Source organism: Hyphococcus sp. (genome assembly GCF_965228385.1).
Lineage (GTDB): Bacteria > Pseudomonadota > Alphaproteobacteria > Caulobacterales > Parvularculaceae > Hyphococcus.
Map to the genome: position 1 here is coordinate 2,729,702 of NZ_OZ245810.1, position 20,712 is coordinate 2,750,413.

A 20,712-nucleotide genomic window follows, 5' to 3' on the forward strand; every position below is an offset into this window, starting at 1 on the left:
TACAAGACGAAGCGATAACGAAAGCACTTGCTCAGTCAGCCTCCGTCACCACGCCGACAATCGGCCCCATGGCAAGACCGGGATCGTTGCGTCCGAGTTCCGGCGCATAAAGACGTGAAATGCTGCCATCAAGATAAAGCGCGTCCGGCGTTTTCAATTCATCGCGGAAAAATATCGCAAAATCGTAAAACCTGACCGGGGTGTCGGCGAGCACAAAAATGACTTCGCCTGTTTGCGTCACGCCGACGCCGTTGCGCCGCTTGAGGGAATTGGAGTCCGGCAGAAATCGCGGGTGGATGGCGCCGTCAATCACAAGCATGGGGCCTGACTGCGTGGCGTAATCAACGGGCTGTTTTATGCGTGCGAATGTCTGCATGTCTTCGACATCGGCGCGCGGACCTGTAACGAAAAATACGCCGTTCGGTTTCATATGAAAATTGCCGGGCCCGTCATTATGGTTGGCCGGCGTTTCAATTTCACCATTTTCAATATAAAGCCCGACCGGCCTTCGATCTTCGTGGTACATGCCGGCGTTCATGGCGAAGGCGAGCATTTCACCCTTATCCGCCAGCGCTTCGTTCACCCGGTTGAAGTGGCCATAGGGCGCGCCGTCCTTATTGTTCAAAAACAAACGGATATCGTTCCGCGCCGGATCGAACCGGCAGACAATATAATCTATCTGCTGATGATTGACGGCGCGGCACCCGCGTACGCCGTCGCCGCCCGCATTCTGCGCCGCCGCAAGCGCTTGCTGTCCTTGCGCAGCGCTGGCCCCGGATGACGCTTCCGAAAACGATGACGCTTCCGATAGCGCAGGCGGCTCGGCCCGGGAAACGCACCCGGCCATGAAGACAATGACAAAACAGAACAGACAATATCGCATACGCTTATGCGTATAACGATTGTTACGAGTTTCCAAACGCAACCTGATCGTTCGCCGTTTCCCTCACCGCAGCTATAACTTCTGGATCCGGCGATGAGGAAACCGGCTGTAAACGGGCGTTAAACACCCGCTTGCAATGCTTCGTCCCTGCGCCGGCATGACCCGGATCAGGTGTGAAAGGGTCCGTCTCAGTCCCATGCGCCCAAACTCGCTCTAACCTTGTCAGTATGACGCGCATCAATTCCGGCGGTGCGTTATGATATTACATATTGCATGCGCCAAGCGATGCGTATCGCGCGAGTGGTCGGACAAAGCCGACAGGCGGGACGCCCCTCGAAGCATTGATGATCGTGACTCAAAAAGTCAGCGGCCGCAAGTTAATTCGGTGTTGGAATTCGCGCTTCGCCGGAGCGTAAAAAACGCGCCCGGCACACGGCGAGAACATCCAGCCCATATATATTTGTATACAGATTGATGTCGCCGGAATTCGAAAACGCTAGGGTGCGGCGGAGCCCCGTTCTGCAATGGCGAGGGCCTGCGCGATGGCAGCGCGCATGGCCGGCTTTTCGTGGCTGACCGTCAGGCTGTCTATAATTTCGCCAGTCTCGCGATCGACAAGCAGCGTAAACCCGGTGGCGCCCTCGAATTGCGGAAAAATATCGCCAAGCCCTTCGGCTTCCGCCTGGCGTTTGACATCATCGCGCTGACCGAACGTGAAATCCAGCGAAACGAACTTCACCGGCTTGTCGGCGAATTCAGGAATTACGCCGGCGAGGCGCGGCTTCAAAATTTTACAGGCCGAGCACCACGCCGATTCGAATGTCGCCGCGATAATCTCCGGCTCGCCGTCATAGACATAGTCCGCATCCGTCGCGGCCGTGCGGCCGGTCAGCGCGAAAACGCCGACGCCGAAAACAATAATCGCCGGAAAGATGATGGTTTTAAAACGCATGTGGGGCCTCCGCTTATCAGTTATTCTACCCGGCAAAAGACGTGCGGGCCAAACACGCATCTTTCAAATCTGCGCGAGCCTAATCCTGAAACGGGTCGCGCATCAAAATGACATCGTCGCGCTCAGGGCTGGTCGACACCAGCGCCACGGGCGTTTCAATCAGTTCTTCAATGCGCCGCACATATTTGACGGCTTCCGCCGGCAAATCCGCCCATGAACGCGCGCGCTCGCTTGAACCGCTCCAGCCTTCCATGGTTTCGTAAACCGGTTCAGCCGCCGCCTGGATGTGCGCGCCGGCGGGCAGGTAATCATAGCGCTCACCGTTAATATTGTAGCCGACGCAGACTTTAAGTTCATCGAAACCATCGAGCACATCGAGCTTTGTCAGCGCGATGCCGTCAACGCCAGAGATTTTCATCGACTGGCGCACAAGGCAGGCATCGAACCAGCCGCAGCGGCGTTTGCGCCCTGTAACGACGCCGAATTCATGGCCGCGCTCGCCGAGCCTTTGGCCGATTTCGTCATGCAGTTCGGTCGGAAACGGGCCTTCGCCCACGCGGGTCGTATAGGCCTTCACAATGCCGAGCACATAATTGACGGCGCGGGGACCAAGACCCGAACCCGTCGCCGCCTGTCCCGCAACCGTGTTCGAGGATGTCACATAAGGGTACGTGCCGTGATCGACATCAAGCAAAATGCCCTGCGCGCCCTCAAACAGGATGCGCTTTCCGTCCCTGTGCGCCTTATCCAGCACGCGCCAGACAGGATGCGCAAAAGGCGTAATCCTCGACGCCACGTCGCACAGCGTTCTGTATAATTCATCCGCATCAAAATCATCGACGCCGAAGCCCCGGCGCAAGGCGTTATGGTGCGTTAGAAGGTTTTCAATTTTTGCCTTCAGCGTAGAGGAATCGGCGAGATCAATGACGCGAAGGCCCCGCCGGCCCGCCTTGTCTTCATAGGCGGGCCCGATGCCGCGTTTCGTCGTGCCGATTTTTACGCCGGTGGCTGCGCCTTCGCGCAGGGCGTCAAGCTCCTGATGGACGGGCAGGATCAGCGTCGCATTTTCCGCGATGAGGAGATTTTCCGGCGTGACGGAAACGCCCTGTTTTTCGATGCGTTCGATTTCCGACAACAGCGCAAAAGGATCGACGACGACGCCGGAGCCGATAACGCCGACGCAGCCTTTTCGCACGACGCCCGACGGAAGCAATGAAAGTTTATAGACAGCGCCGTCGATCACCAGCGTGTGGCCGGCATTGTGGCCGCCCTGAAAGCGAACGACCACATCGGCGCGCGCAGACAGCCAGTCGACAATCTTGCCCTTGCCTTCATCGCCCCATTGTCCGCCGACAACCGCGACGTCCGCCATAAAGCCTCCAAGCTGTTTTCCGGAATTGACGCGGCGCACCATAGGCGCTTCCGTCAACCGGTCAATGCGGGGGCTCGATCCGCCGCCTTTGAGGCTCGTTTTGTCGCTTCGCCGATTGAGTCTGGTATAAACCGCCCGGTCTAATCTGCCGGATTTGGGAAGGGGCGAGATTTTATGAAGAGATTTTCCTTCATCGCGAAAACGGCGCGCGCGGCGTCAGGCGTTTGTGCGCAAACCCCTGAAAACGCAAACACGGCAGGGATGAGGCCGGATAAAATGTATTAGGCTGACGCAAGAAGGGGCTATAGGGTCCGCGGCCGGGCAGGCCTCCACTGAAACAAGCAAACGGAAATTGACAATGATTCGACTGATCACCACCGCGCTTCTTGCAGCGATGATTGCGGCGTGCGGCGAGCGCGCCGAAAGACCTGACAATCTGGATGGCGGGCAGGACGGCGCGCGCGCATCCGCCGGCGCTTCGGTCGAACAGCTTGTGACATTCGAGGAGTTCACACTCGATAATGGCCTGCAAGTTATCTTCCATGTGGACCGGTCCGATCCGGTCGTCGCCGTGGCGCTGACGGCGCATGTCGGCTCGGCGCGGGAAAAGGAAGGCCGCACCGGCTTTGCACACCTGTTCGAACATCTCTTGTTTCTGGAATCGGAAAATCTCGGCAAGGGCGGGCTCGACGCCATGTCCGCGCGCATCGGCGGGTCCGGCGCAAACGGGTCGACCAGCCGCGACCGCACAAATTATTTCCAGACGGTGCCCAACGATTCGCTGGAAAAAATGATCTGGGCCGAAGCCGACAAGATCGGTTACTTCATCAACACTGTCACCGATCCTGTTCTCGCCAAGGAAAAACAGGTCGTGAAAAATGAAAAACGCCAGAGCGTCGACAATCAGCCCTACGGCCATACGTTTTACGTGATCGGCAAGGCGCTCTATCCGGAAGACCATCCTTATAACTGGCAGGTCATCGGCTCGCTGGACGACCTAGACGCCGCAACGCTCGCAGACGTCAAGGAGTTCTACCGGAACTGGTACACGCCGAACAATGTCACGCTGGTCGTCGCGGGCGATTTCAATACAGCCGAAGCGCGCGCCTGGGTGCGAAAATATTTCGAGGAAATCCCGCGCGGCCCCGAAATTGAACCGCTGGAAAAACAGCCCGTCTCGCTCGACGAAACGACTTTGCTGTTCCACGAAGATAATTTCGCGCAACTGCCGGAATTGACGATCGCATGGCCGACCGTACCGCAATATCACCCTGACATTTACGCGCTGGAGGTGCTGCACGATCTCCTCACGGACGGAAAACGCGCGCCGCTGAACGAAGTCCTGATCGACGAGGCGAAGCTCACGTCAAACGTATCGGCGTTCGGCTATAATTCAGAGCTCGCCGGCGAAAGCATGCTGCAGGTGCGCGGCTTTGACGGGGTTGACCTTGATGATGTGAAAGCCGCCCTCGACCAGGGGTTCGCGCGTTTTGAAAGCGAAGGCATTGAAGCCAAAGACCTTAACCGTGTGAAAACCGCGCAGGAGGTCTCGTTCTATAACGGTATTCAAAGCGTGCTGGGCAAGGCGTTCAACCTCGCCCAGTATGAAATTTTCGCCGGCGATCCGGGCTATATCAATCAGGACATTGAAAACATCCGCGCCGTTACGGCCGAGGACGTGATGCGCGTTTATGAGCAATATATCAAAGACAAACCGTTCGTGGCGACAAGCTTTGTCCCCGATGGCGCGCCTGAACTGGCGCTTGAAGGTTCTGTGCGCGCCGAAGTCGTCGAGGAAGAGATTGTGCAGGGCGCCGAAGAGGCGTTCGACGCCAGCGTCGCCGCAGAATATGACCGGACGCCATCTAGTTTCGACAGAACGCAAGAGCCCGATTACGGCGCCAAGCCCGTAGTGGACATTCCCGATATCTGGGAAACGGTTCTCGCCAATGAACTGAATGTGTATGGCGTTGAAGACCGTGAATTGCCGCTGGTCCAGTTCGAACTCTCATTCAACGGCGGGCATCTGCTGGACGATCCGCGCCAGCCCGGCGCCGCGAACCTGCTCGCGGAAATCATGGATAAGGGAACGGCGAACCGCACGACGGCCGAACTGGAAGAAGCGATCGCCGCGCTTGGCGCAACAATCGGCGTCGGCGCCGGGGGCGAACGTTTCGTGATTTCCGGCCAGACGCTTGCGCGCAACTTCGGGGAAACCATGGACTTGCTGGCGGAAATACTGCTGGAGCCGCGCTGGGACGCGGAGGAATTCGACCTCGCCAAAGCGCGCATCGCCAACGCCATTCAATCGTCAAGCGCTAACCCGAATGCGATCGCGGCGCGCGCCTATGCGAAAGTCACCTTCGGCGAGGGGCACATTTTCGCAACGCCCGTTCGCGGCACACGCGAAAGCGTCGCCGCGATGACCATGGACGATCTGAAAAACTATTATAACGCAAATCTTGCCCCGAATGCGGCGACGTTTCGCGTCGTCGGCGCCGTGTCGCAAGACGATGTGGTTACTGCGCTGGCGCGGCTGGAAAATGACTGGGCGACAAAAGACGTGATCTATCCGGAGGTTTCAGAGCCGGCGGCGCCGCAGGAAAGCACGATCTATTTTTACGACGTGCCCGGCGCAAAACAATCAATCCTGCAGTTCGGCTACCCGGCGCTGAAACGCACCGATGACGATTTCTATCCCGCCGTCGTCATGAATTACCGGCTGGGCGGCGGGGGTTTCGCATCGCGCCTGACGCAGGAATTGCGCGAAGGCAAAGGCTATACATACGGAATTGGCTCCGGGTTTTCCGGTTCCGACCGCTTCGGCGATTTCCAGATTTCCAGCGGCGTGCGCTCTAACGTAACCTATGAAGCCGCCGCGCTCGTCAAAGAAATTCTTGAAAATTACGGGGCCACTTATACGGAAGAGGATCTGGACGTAACGCAAAGCTTCCTTCTGAAAAGCAAGGCGCGCGCATTTGAAACGCTTGGCGCGAAATTGAACGTCCTCGGCGCTATCGCCGATTACGGCCTGCCCTACGACTATGTGAAGGAGCAGGATCGCATCGTCGAGGACATGACTGTCGCACGCATCAAGGAACTGGCGCAAAGCTATATCCGGCCGGACGCGATGCACTACGTCGTTGTGGGCGACGCGCAAACGCAAGTCTCGCGGCTGACGGCGCTCGGTTTCGGCGAACCCGTCATGCTTGAAGCGGAAGAGTAGCCGGCCTCTAAAACGCCAGCGCCGTCGCCTGGATCACATGCGGCAGCGCGCGGACTTTCTCGAGCGTTTCATCCGTAATTGGATCATCTACGGCGATCAGCGCGATAGCCCCCTCGCCCGGCCCCGAGCGCCCGAGATTGAAGGTCGCGATATTGACGCCGGCTTCGCCAAGCGTTTGCCCCAGCGCGCCGATAAAGCCCGGCTTGTCTTCGTTGGTCGTATAAAGCATGTGCGGCGCAAAGCCGGCTTCCATCTCGACGCCCTTGATTTCAACGATGCGGGGCGAGGCGCCGAATATCGTGCCCGAAACAGTGCGTTCGTGCATTTCCGTAACAATCCGCAGCCGGATAAGACTGTCATAGCTGTCGGCGTCGTCGCGATATGTTTCCGCAACCGAAACGCCGCGGTCTTTCGCGATGACAGGGGCGTTGACGACATTCACGTCCTGCAGCATGGGTTTCAGGACGCCGGCCACCGCCGCCGCCGTCAGCGGTTTGGTGTTGAGCGCCGCAACCTCGCCTTCATAGGTGATCTCGATTTTTTTCAGGCCCGTTTGCGTGAGTTGCCCGGCGAACAGCCCCAGCTTTTCCGCCAGCGCGACAAACGGTTTGAGCCGCGGCGCTTCTTCCGCCGTTACCGAGGGCGAGTTCAGCGAATTGGAAACCGCGCCGCGGGTCAGATAATCCGCCATCTGTTCGGCGATCTGTATAGCGACATTTTCCTGCGCCTCGCGGGTCGAGGCGCCGAGATGCGGCGTCGCCACCACCTTGGCGTGCCCGAACAACGGATGCTCATTCGCGGGCTCCGTTTCGTAAACATCGAGCGCGGCGCCGGCGAGATGATCGTCGTCAAGCGCATCTTTCAGCGCGGCTTCGTCTACAAGGCCGCCCCGGGCGCAATTGACGACATAGGCGCCTTTTTTCAATTTCCCGAGATTTTCACGGCTCAGAATATTGCGCGTCTGATCCGTCAGCGGCGTATGCAAGGTGACGATATCGGCGCGCGCCAGCAACTGTTCGAGTTCGGTTTTTTCGACGCCGAGCTCGACCGCGCGTTCTTCCGTCAAAAACGGATCGAACGCGATGACGCGCATTTTCAATCCGATGGCCCGGTTGGCGACGATTGCGCCAATATTGCCGCAGCCGATGACGCCGAGCGTCTTGCCGAAAACTTCGGCGCCCATGAAGGCTGATTTTTCCCATTTTCCGGCATGGGTTGACTGGTTCGCCTGCGGAATTTTTCTGACAAGCGAAAATATCATGGCGATGGCGTGCTCCGCCGTCGTTATGGCGTTGCCGTAAGGCGTATTCATCACGACAACCCCCGCCGCCGTCGCCGCCGGGATATCGATATTGTCGACACCGATGCCGGCGCGGCCGATCACCTTCAGTTTTTTCGCCGCCTGGATGATCGGCGCCGTCGCCTTGGTGGCTGAACGCACCGCAAGGCCGTCATAGTCGCCGATGACGGCGGCGAGTTTTTCCTTGTCTTTGCCAAGTGCGGGTTCGTAATCGACATCGACGCCGCGCTCTTTGAAAATATTGACGGCGGTTTCGCTTAACGCGTCTGAAACGAGAACTTTAGGCATGGGTCTTCCCCGAAATGTTGAATACTGATGATTGATTAGAGAGCGGCTTTGGCTTTTGCGAACGCCCAGTCGAGCCAGGGCCCGAGCGCTTCGATGTCGGACGCGTCTATCGTCGCGCCGCACCAGATGCGAAGCCCCGGCGGCGCGTCGCGATAGCCGCCGATATCGAAGGCGGCTTCCTCCGCTTCGAGAAGCTTTTCCATGGATTTGACGAACGCCCGCTGGTCCGTCTCATCGCGCGCGGCGATGTCTGCGTCGGTGATCTTAAGACACACGGACGTATTTGAGCGCAGCGCAGGGTCGCCGCAGAGGAAATCGATCCACGGCGTTTGCTCCACCCATGCCGCCAGCGCGGCGGCGTTCCGGTCGGCGCGCGCATGCAGCGCGGCAAGTCCGCCAAGCCCCGACGCCCATTTCAGGGCGTCGATATAGTCTTCAACGCAAAGCATGGACGGCGTATTGATGGTCGCGCCCTCGAATATGCCGTCGATCAGCTTGCCGCCCTTCGTCAGTCGGAACAGTTTCGGCAGCGGGCGCGGCGGCGTATAGGATTCGAGACGTTCGACAGCGCGAGGGCTGAGGATCAAAACGCCATGGGCGCCCTCGCCGCCCAGCACCTTCTGCCAGGAATAGGTGACGACATCGAGCTTCGGCCAATCGAGGGTTTGCGCGAAAATCGCCGAGGTGGCGTCGCAGATTGTGAGGCCCTCGCGCTGTCCGCTGATCCAGTTGGCGTCGGGCACGCGCACGCCCGAGGTCGTGCCGTTCCAGGTGAAAACAACATCATGGGACGGATCAACAGCGCTTAAGTCGGCAATCTCGCCATAGGGCGCATCCAAAACGCGCGCGTCGAGGCCGAGCTGTTTGACGGCGTCCGTCACCCAGCCCTGACCGAAACTTTCCCAGGCGAGCATATCGACGGGGCGCGCGCCGAGCATTGACCACATGGCCATTTCAACGGCGCCCGTGTCCGACGCAGGCACGATCCCGATGCGATAATCGTCCGGCACGGCCAGGATGGCGCGCGTCCGGTCGATCGCTTCACCGAGACGCGACTTGCCGAGTTTCGAGCGATGTGAACGGCCAAGCGGCGTTGTGTTGAGATTTTCGGGAGACCAGCCGGGGCGCTTGGCGCATGGGCCGGATGAAAAATGCGGTCGCGCTGGGCGCACCGCAGGCGTTGGTTCAGTCATGTTTACTCCATCCTTCCAGATGGCTCGCGCCCCGTTGGGGAGGCGTGGCCCACGCACAGCATTGCGCGAAGAAAGACTTCGCGTCAAGAAAAATATTGCACTGCACAAGGTTAATATGGCTTGCACAGGGCGACGGCGCCCGATAGCGCAGCGTCATGCGTGCGCCCGTTAACCTTCCTGCAGATGCAAAACTTTTCGACTGGATGCTCTTTGCGCTGATTGTTGCGATTGGCGGGTCTTCTTTTTCCATGATCCGGACCGCGGTTGAAACCATGCCGCCGCTGGCGATCGCTGTGGGCAGAATTTGGGTTGGCGCGCTCTTGCTTTACATCCTGATGCGCGCCGCCGGACGGCGTCTGCCGCCGTTCTTTATACGCACTAACCGGAAACTGCACATCAGACAAAGCTGGAAATGGATGATCGCCGTCGGCGCCACCGGCAACCTGCTGCCGTTTTTTCTGTTTCCATGGGCGCAGCAATTTGTGGAGAGCGGGCTCGCCGGCGTTTATATGGCGTTCATGCCGATCTGGACGATTGTTCTTGCCTATGTCTTTGCCGGCGAAACGCTGAACACGCGCAAAATGACCGGTTTCGCGCTCGGTTTCGCAGGCGTTGTCCTGCTGATGGGCCCGGACGCGGTGCAGGGCGCCCTTTCAAGCGACGTGAAAGCGCAAGGGGCGTTATTGTTCGCGACTTTTCTTTATGCGGCGTCAGCCGTTCTGGCGCGCCGTGCGCCGCCAATCCGGCCGCGCGTATTTGCATCCGGCATGATGATTGTTTCCGCTGTCATGATCACGCCCGCCATATTCCTCATTGACGCTCAACCCGAAAACTGGAGCGCCGCCGGCATTGCGAGCGTTATCGGGCTTGGGCTTTTCCCGACCGGCCTCAACGGCATTCTTATTATCATTTTGATCCGTCGCGCCGGGGCCGGGTTCATGGCGCTCAGCAATTATGTGACGCCGCTCTGGGCTGTCGCCATGGGCGCGGCCCTTTTCGGCGAGCGCCTTGAGGCAAGCGTGTTCGTCGCTCTGGCGCTGATCCTGTCCGGCGTCGGCGTCAGCCAGAAAGTGCGGCTGAACCGGCCGCCTGCCTCGCGCATGACGCCGGGCGTTAAATAAGGATCCGGCCCTCTTGCACGGCTACCGCCTCGCCCCCGATTCGCACGGCGCTAACCGCGTTGTTTCTGACGTCAATGTTCACATTGATGCGGCTCGGGCGGCCCATCTCAAAACCCTGCTCGATCACCCAGTCGTGCGGGCCGTCCGCCAGTTTCCCACTGAGCCAGATATGACCGGGCAGCGCCGCCGCCGCGCTGCCCGTCGCAGGGTCTTCCATGATCCCGGCGCCCGGCGCGAACATGCGCACATGATACGACGCATCCGCCGCCTCGCCGCCCTCCGTATAAAGATAAACGCCGACGACCTCGTCTATGCCGAGTAACTCCCATGCGGCGCTGTTCACCTTTGCGGCGCGAACATGTTCCAGCGACGTCCGGGCGTACACAAAGTCAACACCGGCGCCCACGCGGCGCGGTTTGAGCGCGCCGGTATCGATGCTGCCCGGCGGCAGCGACAAAGCGTTTTCAAGTTGCGCCGCCGCAGGCGCTGCGCCGGTTTCGCGCGGAAGGTTCGGGTTTTGAAATTCCGCCGCGCCGCCATGGCCGGAAAGCATAGCGCGCACAGGGAATATGCCGGCGTTAAGCTCAAGTCTTAATTCACCCTCAAGCCCGCGCGCTTTTGCAATGGCGATCGCGGTTCCCACCGTGGGATGACCGGCGAAGGGCATTTCATAACCGGGCGTGAATATCCTGACGCGTGCGGTATTTTCCGGATTTTCAGGCGGCAGGACGAAAGACGATTCAGCGAGGTTGAACTCGCGCGTGATCGCCTGCATCGCCTCGCCGGAAAGGCCTTTCGCATCCAAGAGGACCGCAAGCTGATTGCCGGCGAAACGGCGGTTCGTGAATACGTCATAGGTGACGAAATCATAGGCGCGCATGGCGGCCTCCATTCAGATGGTTTCCTGACATGTTGGCGTACAAATACGCTGCGGCAACCGAAATTTTCTGGCCGCTTCTCCAGCAAAGCTATCAGCCGTCTTTCTGGTCAATCGGCCATGCATGGTTTAGCGGCCCGTGACCGCCGCCATAGCCGGGCGCGGTCCGGATCGCCTCATGAACGTACGCGATCGCGCGCGCAACAGCGTCTTTCATCGCCACCCCCTGCGCCAAACCCGTCGCCGCCGCCGAGGCCAGCGTGCAGCCGGTGCCGTGGGTGGACGTTGCTTCAATCCGTTCATTCGCAAACGTATGAACGTCGGTTTTTGTCACAAGCACATCTTCCAGCGTTTGACCGGATAGATGCCCGCCCTTGACCAGCGCCGCGCCGGCGCCCGTATCAACGAGACGCCGCCCCGCATCAATCATGTCTTTGCGCTCCGTCACCGCCATGCCCGTCAGCGATGCAGCCTCATTTATGTTTGGCGTGACAAGCGCCGCAAGCATCATCAGGCGGTCGCGGATAAAAGCGGCAACGCCGTCTTTCGCAAGCGCGTCGCCGCTGGTCGCAACCAGCACCGGATCCAGCACGACCGGCGTCTGTGCATATTTCTTGAGTGTGGATTCGATAACGCGCGCTGCGTGCGTATCTCCAATCATCCCGATCTTGATGGCGTCGGCGCCGATATCGCTCATCACGGCTTCGATCTGAGCGCCGATAACATCCGGCGGAACGGAATGAACGGCGCTGACGCCGTGCGTGTTCTGAACGGTAATCGCGGTGATCGCCGTCGCCGCATAGCCGCCAAGCGCGGTGACGGTTTTAATGTCCGCCTGAATGCCGGCGCCGCCTGAGGGGTCGGAACCGGCAATGATGAGTACACGTCCTTTCATACTCTTGCCTCAACTCAGCTTTCTATCGCCGCAGTCTTTCCCGAAAACCGCCGAAATCAATGTCTATGCGGCCTCTATTCAAAAAAACGGCCGGGGCGCGGGAGAGAGATATCACAATGGCGACGAATAATCTTATATGGATCGGGCTCTTCTGCTGCCTGATCGCGCTTGGCGTTCAATTGTTTCCAGAAGCGGCTTTCAATATGGGCGTCGATGTGGGCGCATCGTGGCTGATATTCGGGTTCGGCGTTTTTCTGATTCTCATCGCCGCCTTTGTCGCTGCGTCAGGAGGCGGAAACAATAGGCGATGAATAAAGACGGCGGCGCTACGAGGCCAGCCTGAACTGCGCGCAGCGCAAATCCACCGGCCGGCCGTCCTCGCTGATCAGCCCTGCGTGCAGGGGCGCGCCCGCGCCCCGCTCCACAAGCGCCGTTGTTCCCGGCGCGTCCAGAACGTGTTTCTCGCCCCACTGCATCAGCGCGATGAGCGGCAGGGCCAGATCCATGCCTTTGCTGGTCAGCACATAAAGCTGGCGGGTGCGCTGGCCGTCTTCCTTGTAGGGGCGCTTGCGTAAGAGATCGCTTTCGACGAGTTTTTTCAGACGGTTGGAGAGAACCGTGCGCGGCAGGCCCAGATTGGCCTGCATATCGTCAAAACGAGTTACGCCGTAAAGGGCCGCGCGAATAATAAGCAGCGTCCACCGGTCGCCGACAAGATCAACCGCCGCCGCGAGGCCGCATTTTTCAAGCGGCAGCACGCTCTCGGCCGCTGATTCCAGATTATCGCCGTCCGCATATGCCATACCCGAATCACTAGGGTGATTTGCCTTGCGCATGCAATCTCCCGCCGACACCGCCGCCGGCAAAACGCAGAAACGCCGGTCGCGCAAAACTCACGAATAGTTGTCCGCGACAGTCCAATGTGACGACTTTTAGGCGGAAATCCGCGCCATTCTCGCCGCATTCTCCGATCATATTGCCGCTCATGGAAATCCAGCTGGGGCAAGCACGGAGAGCCAAATGAAATTATTTTTGAAAACCATCGCCGCCGCCGCCCTCGGATTTGCGGCTTTTGGCGCCAGCGCTGCAATGGCCAAACCGGCCTATTGCAGCCATGATCACGATCACCGCAGCCACACCGCGGATTATTATAATTATTATCCTGCGGATCAGTATTATCGCGGCGGCGCCTACCGCGATTCCGGCGTGAGTTTCTCAATCTCTCTCGGCGACAGATATGACGACAGATACGATCGCTACGATTATGATCGCCGCAGCTACCGTCAATATCGCGGCCGCAGAAACGGCTACCGCGACGATCGCGGACGCATCGTAAAACGCGAAACTTTCAACACGCGTTACCGCGCCCGGATTGTTCTCGTGGAGGAAGTCTATCGCACGCGTCGCGGTCCGCGTCTTTTGTGCACCGTTGACGCACGGGGGCCGCAGGCGCGCTATGTATCGAAACGGCGGATGAACCGAGTCGCCCATCGCAATTGTTCACGCAGGGCGCAGGTGCGTATCATCGCCTAGCAACGCCCAGTTTCGTTGCGTGAACGCCCGCCGGCATGCGTTTCTTGCCGGCGGGCTTTTTTATTTTGATGCTTTGTCGACCGCGGACGCGATGTCATCCACGACGGAGATGACTGCGGCTTCGTTTTCGCCTTCGCCCATGACGCGGATCAAAGGCTCGGTGCCGGATTTGCGTATGACGAGACGTCCTTTCTGGCCAAGTTTATCCTCGCCGGCCTTGATCGCCGCAACGACATCGGCATGCGCAAGCGGATCGCCCCCGGCATAGCGGACATTTTTCAGGACTTGCGGGAAGGGTTCGAAATTCCGGCAGACATCGCTGACTTTGCGGCCCTCGGCGGCGACAACGGACAAGACCTGAAGCGCCGTCACCAGACCGTCGCCGGTGGTGCAATAGTCGGACAACACCACATGTCCCGATGGCTCGCCCCCGATATTAATGCCCTTGGCGCGCATCTCCTCGACCACATAGCGGTCGCCGACTTTCGTGCGCTGCAGCGTTAAATCATGACTGTTGAGAAATGCCTCAAGTCCCATATTCGCCATGACTGTTGAGACAATGCCGCCGCCCTTCAAGGCGCCGCTTTTTTTCCAGGCGCGCGCGATCAGCGCAAGAATTTGATCGCCGTCGACAATCTCGCCCGTTTCATCGCAAATGATGACGCGGTCCGCGTCGCCGTCGAGGGCGACGCCGATGTCGGCGCGATATTCCATCACGGCTTCGCGCAGCTTCTTGGGCGATGTTGAGCCGACATTCTGGTTGATGTTGAAACCGTTCGGGTCAACGCCAATCGCTTTGACCTCGGCGCCCAGCTCCCACAGCACAGTCGGCGCAACCTTGTAGCCTGCGCCGTTGGCGCAATCGATGACAATCCGCACGCCGTCGAGCGACCTGCGCCGCGGGAAAGCGGCTTTTGCAAATTCGATATAGCGCGCGCCGGCGTCGTCGATGCGCTTGACGCGGCCAAGATCAGCCGACGCGGCGCGCCCCGCCGGCGCGTCCAGCTTCATCAACCGCTCGATTTCCAATTCGGTTTCATCCGACAGCTTGAAACCGTCGGGCCCGAAAAATTTGACGCCATTGTCATGGAAGGGATTGTGAGACGCGGAGATCATAACGCCCAGATCGGCGCGCAGGGATCGGGTCAGCATCGCCATCGCCGGGGTCGGCAGCGGACCGAGCAGGAAAACATCCATGCCGGAGGAAGCAAAGCCGGCCGTCAGCGCCGGTTCGATCATGTAACCGGAAAGCCGCGTATCCTTGCCGATGACGACGCGATGACGGTGCGCCCCGTTTTTGAAAACCTTTCCGACCGCCATGCCGAGACGCAACATGCTCTCCGGCGTCATGGCGCCGGCGTTCGCAAGACCGCGCACGCCATCGGTGCCGAAAATTTCTCTTTTTCCCGTCATCTGATCGTCGCCCCGCATGGGCCGGTACTCCTTAACAAAAGCGGCGTTCAACATACCACATCTGGTTCGACAATGCCTTAACGCCGGAATTACGGAAATTCTATGGTTTTCCGGCGATCGCCGCGCTCACGGCCAGCGCCTGCCGGGTTGCGGCGACGTCGTGAACGCGGAAAATTAAGACGCCCTTTTGTAAACCGCAAATAGCGGCGGCGATGGACCCGCCCAGCCGTTCGCCGGCCCCCGCGTTCGCGCCGTTTGCGTTATCAATGACGCCGATAAACCGTTTGCGCGAAGCCCCCAGCAAGACAGGCCGGCCAAGCGCGCAAAGCCGGTCGAGATTGGCGAGGAGCGCCAGATTGTGCGCCAGCGTTTTACCAAACCCGATGCCGGGATCGATAATCAGACGGCGCTCATCAACGCCGGCTTTTGTACATGCCTCCATGCGACCGGCGAGATAAGCGTAAACCTCCTCCACCACATCATCATAATACGGATTATCCTGCATGGTCTTGGGATCGCCCCGTGCATGCATCAGCACGATATCACATTCCAGCGCCGCCGCTGTCTCAATGCTGTCCGGCGAATAGGTAAGCGCAGTGACGTCATTCCAGATGTCGGCGCCCGCCTCAACCGCCGCACGCGCGACGCCGGGTTTTCGCGTATCAATGGAAATCTGCGTTCCCGTCAACTTGGCGCTTAAGTTTTCGATGACCGGCAGAACGCGGCCGCATTCTTCTGATTCCGGAACGCTCTCAGCGCCGGGGCGCGTTGATTCACCGCCGACATCGAGTATGTGCGCGCCCTCGTCCACAAGCTGCATGGCGTGGGCGACGGCGTTTTCAGGGTCAAGAAAGCGGCCGCCGTCAGAAAAGGAATCCGGCGTCGCGTTGACGATCCCCATGATCGAATATTGCGCGGTAACCACAACCTATCGCCTTTATTCCATCCATCCGGCGCGCGAGGCGCACATCTCGCCGCAGCCGCAACTGCGCCGTTATGAACCTTCGCCTATAATGCTGCAATGACCGCCGCTGACGAAAACATCATTGAAAGCAAGCCGGATCATGCGCTGGGGCAGTACAAAAGCTGGCGGTTGACGCATGGCGCATCGGCGCCGATCGATATGGCGTGGCTCAGCGTCGCCCATGCGCGCGCGCCCGCGCAACACCGTTTGCTTCCCCATGGCGAGCCGAGCATCGTCATTTCCCGGAAACGGGACAGCAACAACGCCATTACCGAATGCGCGCTTGTGATCTGCGGTCCCTATCATCAGACCGGGTATTATACGCCGGTCCCGCGCGAGGAACTCATCGGGTTTCGCATCATGCCGGAACACAGCGCGGTTGTCTTCGGCGTCGCGCCTATAGACTACGCCGATCGCCCGACGTCACAGGCGCCCGCGCGGCTGATCCATGCCTGTTCGCGCACGCTTGAACTTGCGGCGCGCGCGCCGGCGCGGGAAATCTTTGCAGCACTGCAAAACGATCTGCGCCAATTCTTGATTGCAACCGAGTTGAAGGCCGGACCCGAAGCGCAGGCCGCGCTCTGGTTGCGCCATACAAACGGCACCGTGCGGTTGCGTCATGTCGCACAGTCGCTCGATATCAGCGAGCGCACATTGCGCCGGCGCTTTCTCGATCATGTGGGATGTTCCCCGAAAGCCTACGCCCGCCAATTGCAATTGACGAACGCATCGCTGATCGCGGAACAAACGCCTGCGCCGGACTGGGCCGCGATCGCCGCCGAAGCCGGCTTTCATGACCAGTCGCACATGATCAACGCATTCCGGACTGAAATGGGCATGACGCCGGCGGCTTTCCATGCCGAACGGCGTGCGCTTGCGCAAGGCTGACTGACCGGTTTTTGCAATACGCAAACTTCAACCTCGCGCAATATAAACAATCGCGCCTGACCGGCGCATTGGCAGTTCAGGAGTCGCTATGCGGATATTTATTCCGGTTTTTTTCCTGCCGCTCATCCCTTTTTGCGCCAACGCGCAGGATGTGGTGAACTCAATCGCTTTCGAAGACAAAGAATGGCGCATCGCCGCGCGCGAAGCCGAAATCGGCGAGCACCTTGGCCGCGCGGCGCTCATTTTACGCGGCGGCCGGCTCTGGCTTGACGATCTTGAATTTTCAGACGGCGTGATCGAATTCGACGTCGCATTCGATGAAGGCCAGGGATTTATGGGGCCGATGTGGCGGGCGGAAGACGACGACCGTTTTGAAGAAATCTATTTCCGCACGCATTTGTCGGGCAAGCCGGACGCGGTGCAATACACGCCGGTGGAAAACAGCCTGTCCGCCTGGCAGATTTTTTCCGACGGCAACGCCCAAGCCGCCATCGACTTGAACTATGACGGCTGGAACCATGTGAAAGTCATCGTCAAAGGAGATGCGGCGGAATTTTACTTCAACAGCGACGCGCCGCAACTGCACATTCCGGATCTCAAAACCGACATTGCTTCAGGAAAGGCGGGCTTGCGCGTGTCCGGACAACAGGGCGTAGGCCGGTTTTCCAATATCACGTTCCGGCCTTTGCGGCCCGGCGAAAAACTCATCGGCGAACCGAAAGAGGCGCCGGCCCCGCCGGAAGGCTTGATCAGCGAATGGCGCATCTCGTCGCCTGTTGCGGAGGCGGCGGTCGAAAATGCGTTGACGCTTGATGATGACGATTTGAACGGCCTTGCCTGGCGTACGCTTTCCGTGGAAACGAACGGGATCGCCAATCTGGCGAAACTCGCTGACGCCGTTGACGGCGCCGACACCGTCTTTGTCCGCCTGACCATCAATGCTGAAGAGGCGGTAATGAAAGAATTGCGTTTCGGTTATTCTGACCGCGTCCGGCTCTATCTCAACGGCAAGCGCGTCTACCATGGCGACGCCGGGTGGCGTGTGCGCGATTATCGCTTTCTAGGCACGGTTGGCTTTTTCGACAGCGTCGGTCTGGATCTGAAGCCCGGCGACAATGAAATTCTCGTCGCCATTTCTGAAACATTCGGCGGCTGGGCCTTCGCCGGTGCGATGGAGGATCAATCTGGCGTCACGCTGAGTTCGCAATAACCGCCGCCACATTCAAGCGCCGGCGGTAATCCGAAGACGGCGTCCGCACACAGTGTGCGGGCGCCGTTGTTTTCAGGATCGAAATTACTCAGCGCCAATGGCGTTGACCTCGATCGTTTCTTCATCAAGCGTTTCGTACTCATCTTCGTCGTCGTCCGGCGCCTGAAGCTTGAACGTCACCGTGATGTCGTCATCGTCAATGCCGGCGAAAGCGCTGGCCTCGACCTGGAACTCACGCGTTCCGGAGGGCTCAAAGCCTGCCGAATTGATCATCATTGGCTCGCGCCCGTCGACTTCGAGCGCAATGTAAACGCGGCTGGTGTTTTGCGAAGTCCAGCGCAAATTGACCGCCTCGCCAACATTGATTTCGTCCCTGTCCCCGACAATTTCCAATTCGCCGGTGGGATCAGGGGCGCCGCCGCAAGCCGCAAGCGATAGCATTCCGGCGGCGGCCGCAAGTAAATGTAGTTTCATGAGCACCTCTGAAATCTGTTGCAATACGGCTAACAGTTTTCAGCGGCTTTGGTTCGCTTCGGCCAGGGCGGCCAAAGCGGCCCTGATTACGCGCCTTGCGGACTTGGCTCCATGCCGCCAGATCCATCGTCTTTCTTTTTCGCGTCGGCGGGCGCGCCTGATGACGGCACGGACGAAGGCGGCGTGTGGTCCTTGGGATCAAGCGGGTCTTCACGTTCGATTTTTTCACCCTTGAAGAGCTTTAATATCTCATCGCCGGACAGCGTTTCAAACTCCAGAAGGGCCTGCGAGAGCGCCTCCCAATCGTCGCGGCGATCGGTCAGCACCTGCTTGGCGCGGTCAAACCCTTCCTGCACGAACCGCTTGATTTCATCTTCAATGAGTTTCGCAGTGTCGCCGGAAATAGATTTGTTGCGCGCAATACTCTGTCCAAGGAAGACTTCGCCTTCGTCTTCCGAATATGCGATCGGGCCGAGCTTTTCCGAAAGCCCGTATTGTGTGACCATGGCGCGCGCGATTTTCGTCGCATGCTCGATATCCGACGAGGCGCCGGACGTTACTTTTTCCTTGCCGAATTTCAACTCTTCCGCGACGCGCCCGCCCATGGCCATGGCGATGCGGGCTTTCATCTGTTCTAGCGTCATGGAATAGCGGTCGCGTTCGGGCAGCGACTGCACCATGCCGAGCGCGCGACCGCGCGGGATGATCGTCGCCTTGTGCACGGGATCGTTCCCCGGCACGGCGATCGCCACCAGCGCATGTCCCGCCTCGTGATAGGCGGTCAGCTTTTTCTCTTCGTCCGTCATCACCATGGACCGGCGCTCCGCGCCCATCATGACCTTGTCCTTGGCGTCGTCGAATTCCTTCGCTGTAACGAAACGCTTGCCGCGGCGCGCCGCAAGCAACGCGGCCTCGTTGACAAGGTTGGCGAGATCGGCGCCGGAAAAACCGGGCGTGCCCCGCGCAATGGTGCGCAAGTTCACATCCGGCGCCAGCGGTACTTTTTTGGCGTGCACGTTGAGAATTTTTTCCCGGCCAATCACATCCGGATTCGGCACGACAACCTGACGGTCAAATCGGCCGGGACGCAACAACGCCGGATCAAGCACATCCGGACGGTTCGTGGCGGCGATCAGGATGATGCCTTCATTCGCCTCAAAGCCATCCATCTCCACGAGGAGCTGGTTCAGGGTTTGCTCGCGTTCGTCATTACCACCCCCGAGACCGGCGCCGCGATGACGGCCCACCGCGTCGATTTCGTCGATGAAGATGATGCACGGCGCGTTCTTTTTCGCCTGCTCGAACATGTCGCGCACACGGCTCGCGCCGACGCCCACAAACATCTCAACGAAGTCAGAACCGGAGATCGTAAAGAACGGCACATTCGCCTCGCCGGCAATGGCGCGCGCGAGCAGCGTTTTACCCGTACCCGGCGGGCCAACCAGCAAAGCCCCTTTCGGGATCTTGCCGCCAAGCCGCTGGAACTTCATGGGGTCTTTCAGATACTCGACAATTTCTTCAAGTTCTTCCTTGGCCTCGTCGATACCGGCGACGTCATCAAAGGTGACGCGCCCCTGGCGTTCGGTCAAAAGCTTCGCCTTGGACTTGCCAAAGCCCATGGCCTTGCCGCCAGCGCCCTGCATCTGGCGCATCACGAAGAAGAAGAAGGCGAGGAATATCAGGAGCGGCAGAATATTGAAAAGAAGCTGCAGCAGGATCGGCAGCTCGTCTTCCTTCTTGATTTCCGTATTGACGCCGGATTGATCGAGCTTATCCGCAATTGCAGCCTGCCCGTCGTCAGGAATGGTCGTGACATACTCGCCGCCGTCGGAAAAGTTTCCTGTCACTTCGCCTTTCGATACGACCGCCGAGCCGATGCCGCCCGCCTCCACCCGTTCGATGAACTCGGAATATTTCAGCTCAGTCGGCTGCGGACCGGGCGCTGAAAATTCAAAAAGCTGCAGGGCCACCACCAGAAAAACAATGACAAGGCCCCAGATCAGAAATTTGCGTCCGTTCATTCCATATTCCTTTTAGGGCCGATGTCGTCCATCAGAGCCCAATTGTGACGCGCCAAGGCGCGCTTGCCCAAGTCATCGGCGTCAGGGCGTGTCATTCGGTTC

The 20,712-nt window shown here is 59.2% G+C and carries 18 protein-coding genes; 6 read left to right on the top strand and 12 right to left on the bottom strand.

Features of this window, described 5'->3' with window-relative positions; translation table 11 throughout:
• Nucleotides 1-31: 31 nt before the first annotated feature.
• The 3 genes from ACQK2Q_RS12715 to ACQK2Q_RS12725 form a co-directional block, all read right to left on the bottom strand.
• Nucleotides 32-883 (bottom strand): phosphodiester glycosidase family protein, encoded by an 852-nt coding sequence (locus ACQK2Q_RS12715; protein ID WP_425410111.1) that lies wholly within the window; start codon nt 881-883, stop codon nt 32-34.
• 496 nt (nt 884-1,379) lie between these two features.
• Entirely contained in the window at nt 1,380-1,835 is a 456-nt protein-coding gene (locus ACQK2Q_RS12720) for a thioredoxin (RefSeq protein ID WP_425410112.1), read from the bottom strand.
• Between the two features lie 79 nt (nt 1,836-1,914).
• The gene (locus tag ACQK2Q_RS12725) at nt 1,915-3,207 is read right to left on the bottom strand and encodes an adenylosuccinate synthase (RefSeq protein WP_425410113.1); all 1,293 of its coding nucleotides are present in this window, start codon (nt 3,205-3,207) and stop codon (nt 1,915-1,917) included.
• Nucleotides 3,208-3,565: 358 nt separating this feature from the next.
• Here ACQK2Q_RS12725 and ACQK2Q_RS12730 point away from each other — a divergent pair, with 358 nt between their 5' ends.
• Nucleotides 3,566-6,433 carry a M16 family metallopeptidase gene (locus tag ACQK2Q_RS12730; protein ID WP_425410114.1) on the top strand — a complete coding sequence of 956 codons (2,868 nt, stop codon included), beginning with the start codon at nt 3,566-3,568 and terminating at the stop codon, nt 6,431-6,433.
• Nucleotides 6,434-6,440: 7 nt separating this feature from the next.
• On the opposite strand, the gene serA is transcribed toward ACQK2Q_RS12730, so the two are convergent.
• Complete coding sequence (gene serA, locus ACQK2Q_RS12735) at nt 6,441-8,021, bottom strand: phosphoglycerate dehydrogenase (RefSeq protein WP_425410115.1); 1,581 nt, start codon at nt 8,019-8,021, stop codon at nt 6,441-6,443.
• A gap of 35 nt (nt 8,022-8,056) precedes the next feature.
• The gene (locus ACQK2Q_RS12740; RefSeq protein ID WP_425410116.1) at nt 8,057-9,214 is read right to left on the bottom strand and encodes a phosphoserine transaminase; all 1,158 of its coding nucleotides are present in this window, start codon (nt 9,212-9,214) and stop codon (nt 8,057-8,059) included.
• 155 nt (nt 9,215-9,369) lie between these two features.
• Between ACQK2Q_RS12740 and ACQK2Q_RS12745 the strand changes: the two genes are divergently transcribed.
• Nucleotides 9,370-10,335 carry a DMT family transporter gene (locus ACQK2Q_RS12745; protein WP_425410117.1) on the top strand — a complete coding sequence of 322 codons (966 nt, stop codon included), beginning with the start codon at nt 9,370-9,372 and terminating at the stop codon, nt 10,333-10,335.
• Here the strand turns inward: ACQK2Q_RS12745 and ACQK2Q_RS12750 are convergent.
• A complete protein-coding gene (locus ACQK2Q_RS12750) occupies nt 10,328-11,215 on the bottom strand; it encodes a PhzF family phenazine biosynthesis protein (protein WP_425410118.1) in 888 nt (295 codons plus the stop codon). The two genes, ACQK2Q_RS12745 and ACQK2Q_RS12750, sit on opposite strands and share 8 nt — an antisense overlap.
• A gap of 91 nt (nt 11,216-11,306) precedes the next feature.
• Nucleotides 11,307-12,107, bottom strand: a complete 801-nt coding sequence (thiD, locus tag ACQK2Q_RS12755) for a bifunctional hydroxymethylpyrimidine kinase/phosphomethylpyrimidine kinase (RefSeq protein ID WP_425410119.1) — start codon at nt 12,105-12,107, stop codon at nt 11,307-11,309.
• A gap of 116 nt (nt 12,108-12,223) precedes the next feature.
• On the opposite strand from thiD, the gene ACQK2Q_RS12760 reads away from it, so the two are divergent.
• Complete coding sequence (locus tag ACQK2Q_RS12760) at nt 12,224-12,418, top strand: hypothetical protein (protein ID WP_425410120.1); 195 nt, start codon at nt 12,224-12,226, stop codon at nt 12,416-12,418.
• A 15-nt stretch (nt 12,419-12,433) separates the two neighbouring features.
• Here the strand turns inward: ACQK2Q_RS12760 and ACQK2Q_RS12765 are convergent, their stop codons facing one another.
• Nucleotides 12,434-12,910 carry a winged helix-turn-helix transcriptional regulator gene (locus tag ACQK2Q_RS12765; protein ID WP_425410121.1) on the bottom strand — a complete coding sequence of 159 codons (477 nt, stop codon included), beginning with the start codon at nt 12,908-12,910 and terminating at the stop codon, nt 12,434-12,436.
• Between the two features lie 217 nt (nt 12,911-13,127).
• On the opposite strand from ACQK2Q_RS12765, the gene ACQK2Q_RS12770 reads away from it, so the two are divergent.
• A complete protein-coding gene (locus ACQK2Q_RS12770) occupies nt 13,128-13,640 on the top strand; it encodes a hypothetical protein (RefSeq protein WP_425410122.1) in 513 nt (170 codons plus the stop codon).
• A gap of 60 nt (nt 13,641-13,700) precedes the next feature.
• Here ACQK2Q_RS12770 and glmM read toward each other — a convergent pair whose 3' ends face one another.
• Nucleotides 13,701-15,071: a phosphoglucosamine mutase gene (gene glmM, locus ACQK2Q_RS12775; RefSeq protein WP_425410123.1), complete on the bottom strand. Its 1,371-nt coding sequence runs from the start codon at nt 15,069-15,071 to the stop codon at nt 13,701-13,703.
• Nucleotides 15,072-15,153: 82 nt separating this feature from the next.
• Nucleotides 15,154-15,954 (bottom strand): dihydropteroate synthase, encoded by an 801-nt coding sequence (gene folP, locus ACQK2Q_RS12780; RefSeq protein WP_425411163.1) that lies wholly within the window; start codon nt 15,952-15,954, stop codon nt 15,154-15,156.
• 120 nt (nt 15,955-16,074) lie between these two features.
• Between folP and ACQK2Q_RS12785 the strand changes: the two genes are divergently transcribed.
• Together ACQK2Q_RS12785 and ACQK2Q_RS12790 are read left to right on the top strand one after the other, a co-directional pair.
• Nucleotides 16,075-16,905: a helix-turn-helix domain-containing protein gene (locus ACQK2Q_RS12785; RefSeq protein WP_425410124.1), complete on the top strand. Its 831-nt coding sequence runs from the start codon at nt 16,075-16,077 to the stop codon at nt 16,903-16,905.
• An 88-nt stretch (nt 16,906-16,993) separates the two neighbouring features.
• A complete protein-coding gene (locus ACQK2Q_RS12790; RefSeq protein ID WP_425410125.1) occupies nt 16,994-18,115 on the top strand; it encodes a hypothetical protein in 1,122 nt (373 codons plus the stop codon).
• A gap of 84 nt (nt 18,116-18,199) precedes the next feature.
• Here ACQK2Q_RS12790 and ACQK2Q_RS12795 read toward each other — a convergent pair whose 3' ends face one another.
• The gene (locus ACQK2Q_RS12795) at nt 18,200-18,589 is read right to left on the bottom strand and encodes a hypothetical protein (protein WP_425410126.1); all 390 of its coding nucleotides are present in this window, start codon (nt 18,587-18,589) and stop codon (nt 18,200-18,202) included.
• A gap of 86 nt (nt 18,590-18,675) precedes the next feature.
• The gene (ftsH, locus tag ACQK2Q_RS12800; RefSeq protein WP_425410127.1) at nt 18,676-20,610 is read right to left on the bottom strand and encodes an ATP-dependent zinc metalloprotease FtsH; all 1,935 of its coding nucleotides are present in this window, start codon (nt 20,608-20,610) and stop codon (nt 18,676-18,678) included.
• Between the last annotated feature and the right edge of the window lie 102 nt (nt 20,611-20,712).

Bases quoted from the DNA above. Each gene is read 5' to 3' on its own strand.
- ACQK2Q_RS12715 (WP_425410111.1), bottom strand. From the start codon at position 883: ATGCGATATTGTCTGTTCTGTTTTGTCATTGTCTTCATGGCCGGGTGC.
- ACQK2Q_RS12720 (WP_425410112.1), bottom strand. From the start codon at position 1,835: ATGCGTTTTAAAACCATCATCTTTCCGGCGATTATTGTTTTCGGCGTC.
- ACQK2Q_RS12725 (WP_425410113.1), bottom strand. From the start codon at position 3,207: ATGGCGGACGTCGCGGTTGTCGGCGGACAATGGGGCGATGAAGGCAAG.
- ACQK2Q_RS12730 (WP_425410114.1), top strand. From the start codon at position 3,566: ATGATTCGACTGATCACCACCGCGCTTCTTGCAGCGATGATTGCGGCG.
- serA (WP_425410115.1), bottom strand. From the start codon at position 8,021: ATGCCTAAAGTTCTCGTTTCAGACGCGTTAAGCGAAACCGCCGTCAAT.
- ACQK2Q_RS12740 (WP_425410116.1), bottom strand. From the start codon at position 9,214: ATGACTGAACCAACGCCTGCGGTGCGCCCAGCGCGACCGCATTTTTCA.
- ACQK2Q_RS12745 (WP_425410117.1), top strand. From the start codon at position 9,370: ATGCGTGCGCCCGTTAACCTTCCTGCAGATGCAAAACTTTTCGACTGG.
- ACQK2Q_RS12750 (WP_425410118.1), bottom strand. From the start codon at position 11,215: ATGCGCGCCTATGATTTCGTCACCTATGACGTATTCACGAACCGCCGT.
- thiD (WP_425410119.1), bottom strand. From the start codon at position 12,107: ATGAAAGGACGTGTACTCATCATTGCCGGTTCCGACCCCTCAGGCGGC.
- ACQK2Q_RS12760 (WP_425410120.1), top strand. From the start codon at position 12,224: ATGGCGACGAATAATCTTATATGGATCGGGCTCTTCTGCTGCCTGATC.
- ACQK2Q_RS12765 (WP_425410121.1), bottom strand. From the start codon at position 12,910: ATGGCATATGCGGACGGCGATAATCTGGAATCAGCGGCCGAGAGCGTG.
- ACQK2Q_RS12770 (WP_425410122.1), top strand. From the start codon at position 13,128: ATGAAATTATTTTTGAAAACCATCGCCGCCGCCGCCCTCGGATTTGCG.
- glmM (WP_425410123.1), bottom strand. From the start codon at position 15,071: ATGCGGGGCGACGATCAGATGACGGGAAAAAGAGAAATTTTCGGCACC.
- folP (WP_425411163.1), bottom strand. From the start codon at position 15,954: ATGGGGATCGTCAACGCGACGCCGGATTCCTTTTCTGACGGCGGCCGC.
- ACQK2Q_RS12785 (WP_425410124.1), top strand. From the start codon at position 16,075: ATGACCGCCGCTGACGAAAACATCATTGAAAGCAAGCCGGATCATGCG.
- ACQK2Q_RS12790 (WP_425410125.1), top strand. From the start codon at position 16,994: ATGCGGATATTTATTCCGGTTTTTTTCCTGCCGCTCATCCCTTTTTGC.
- ACQK2Q_RS12795 (WP_425410126.1), bottom strand. From the start codon at position 18,589: ATGAAACTACATTTACTTGCGGCCGCCGCCGGAATGCTATCGCTTGCG.
- ftsH (WP_425410127.1), bottom strand. From the start codon at position 20,610: ATGAACGGACGCAAATTTCTGATCTGGGGCCTTGTCATTGTTTTTCTG.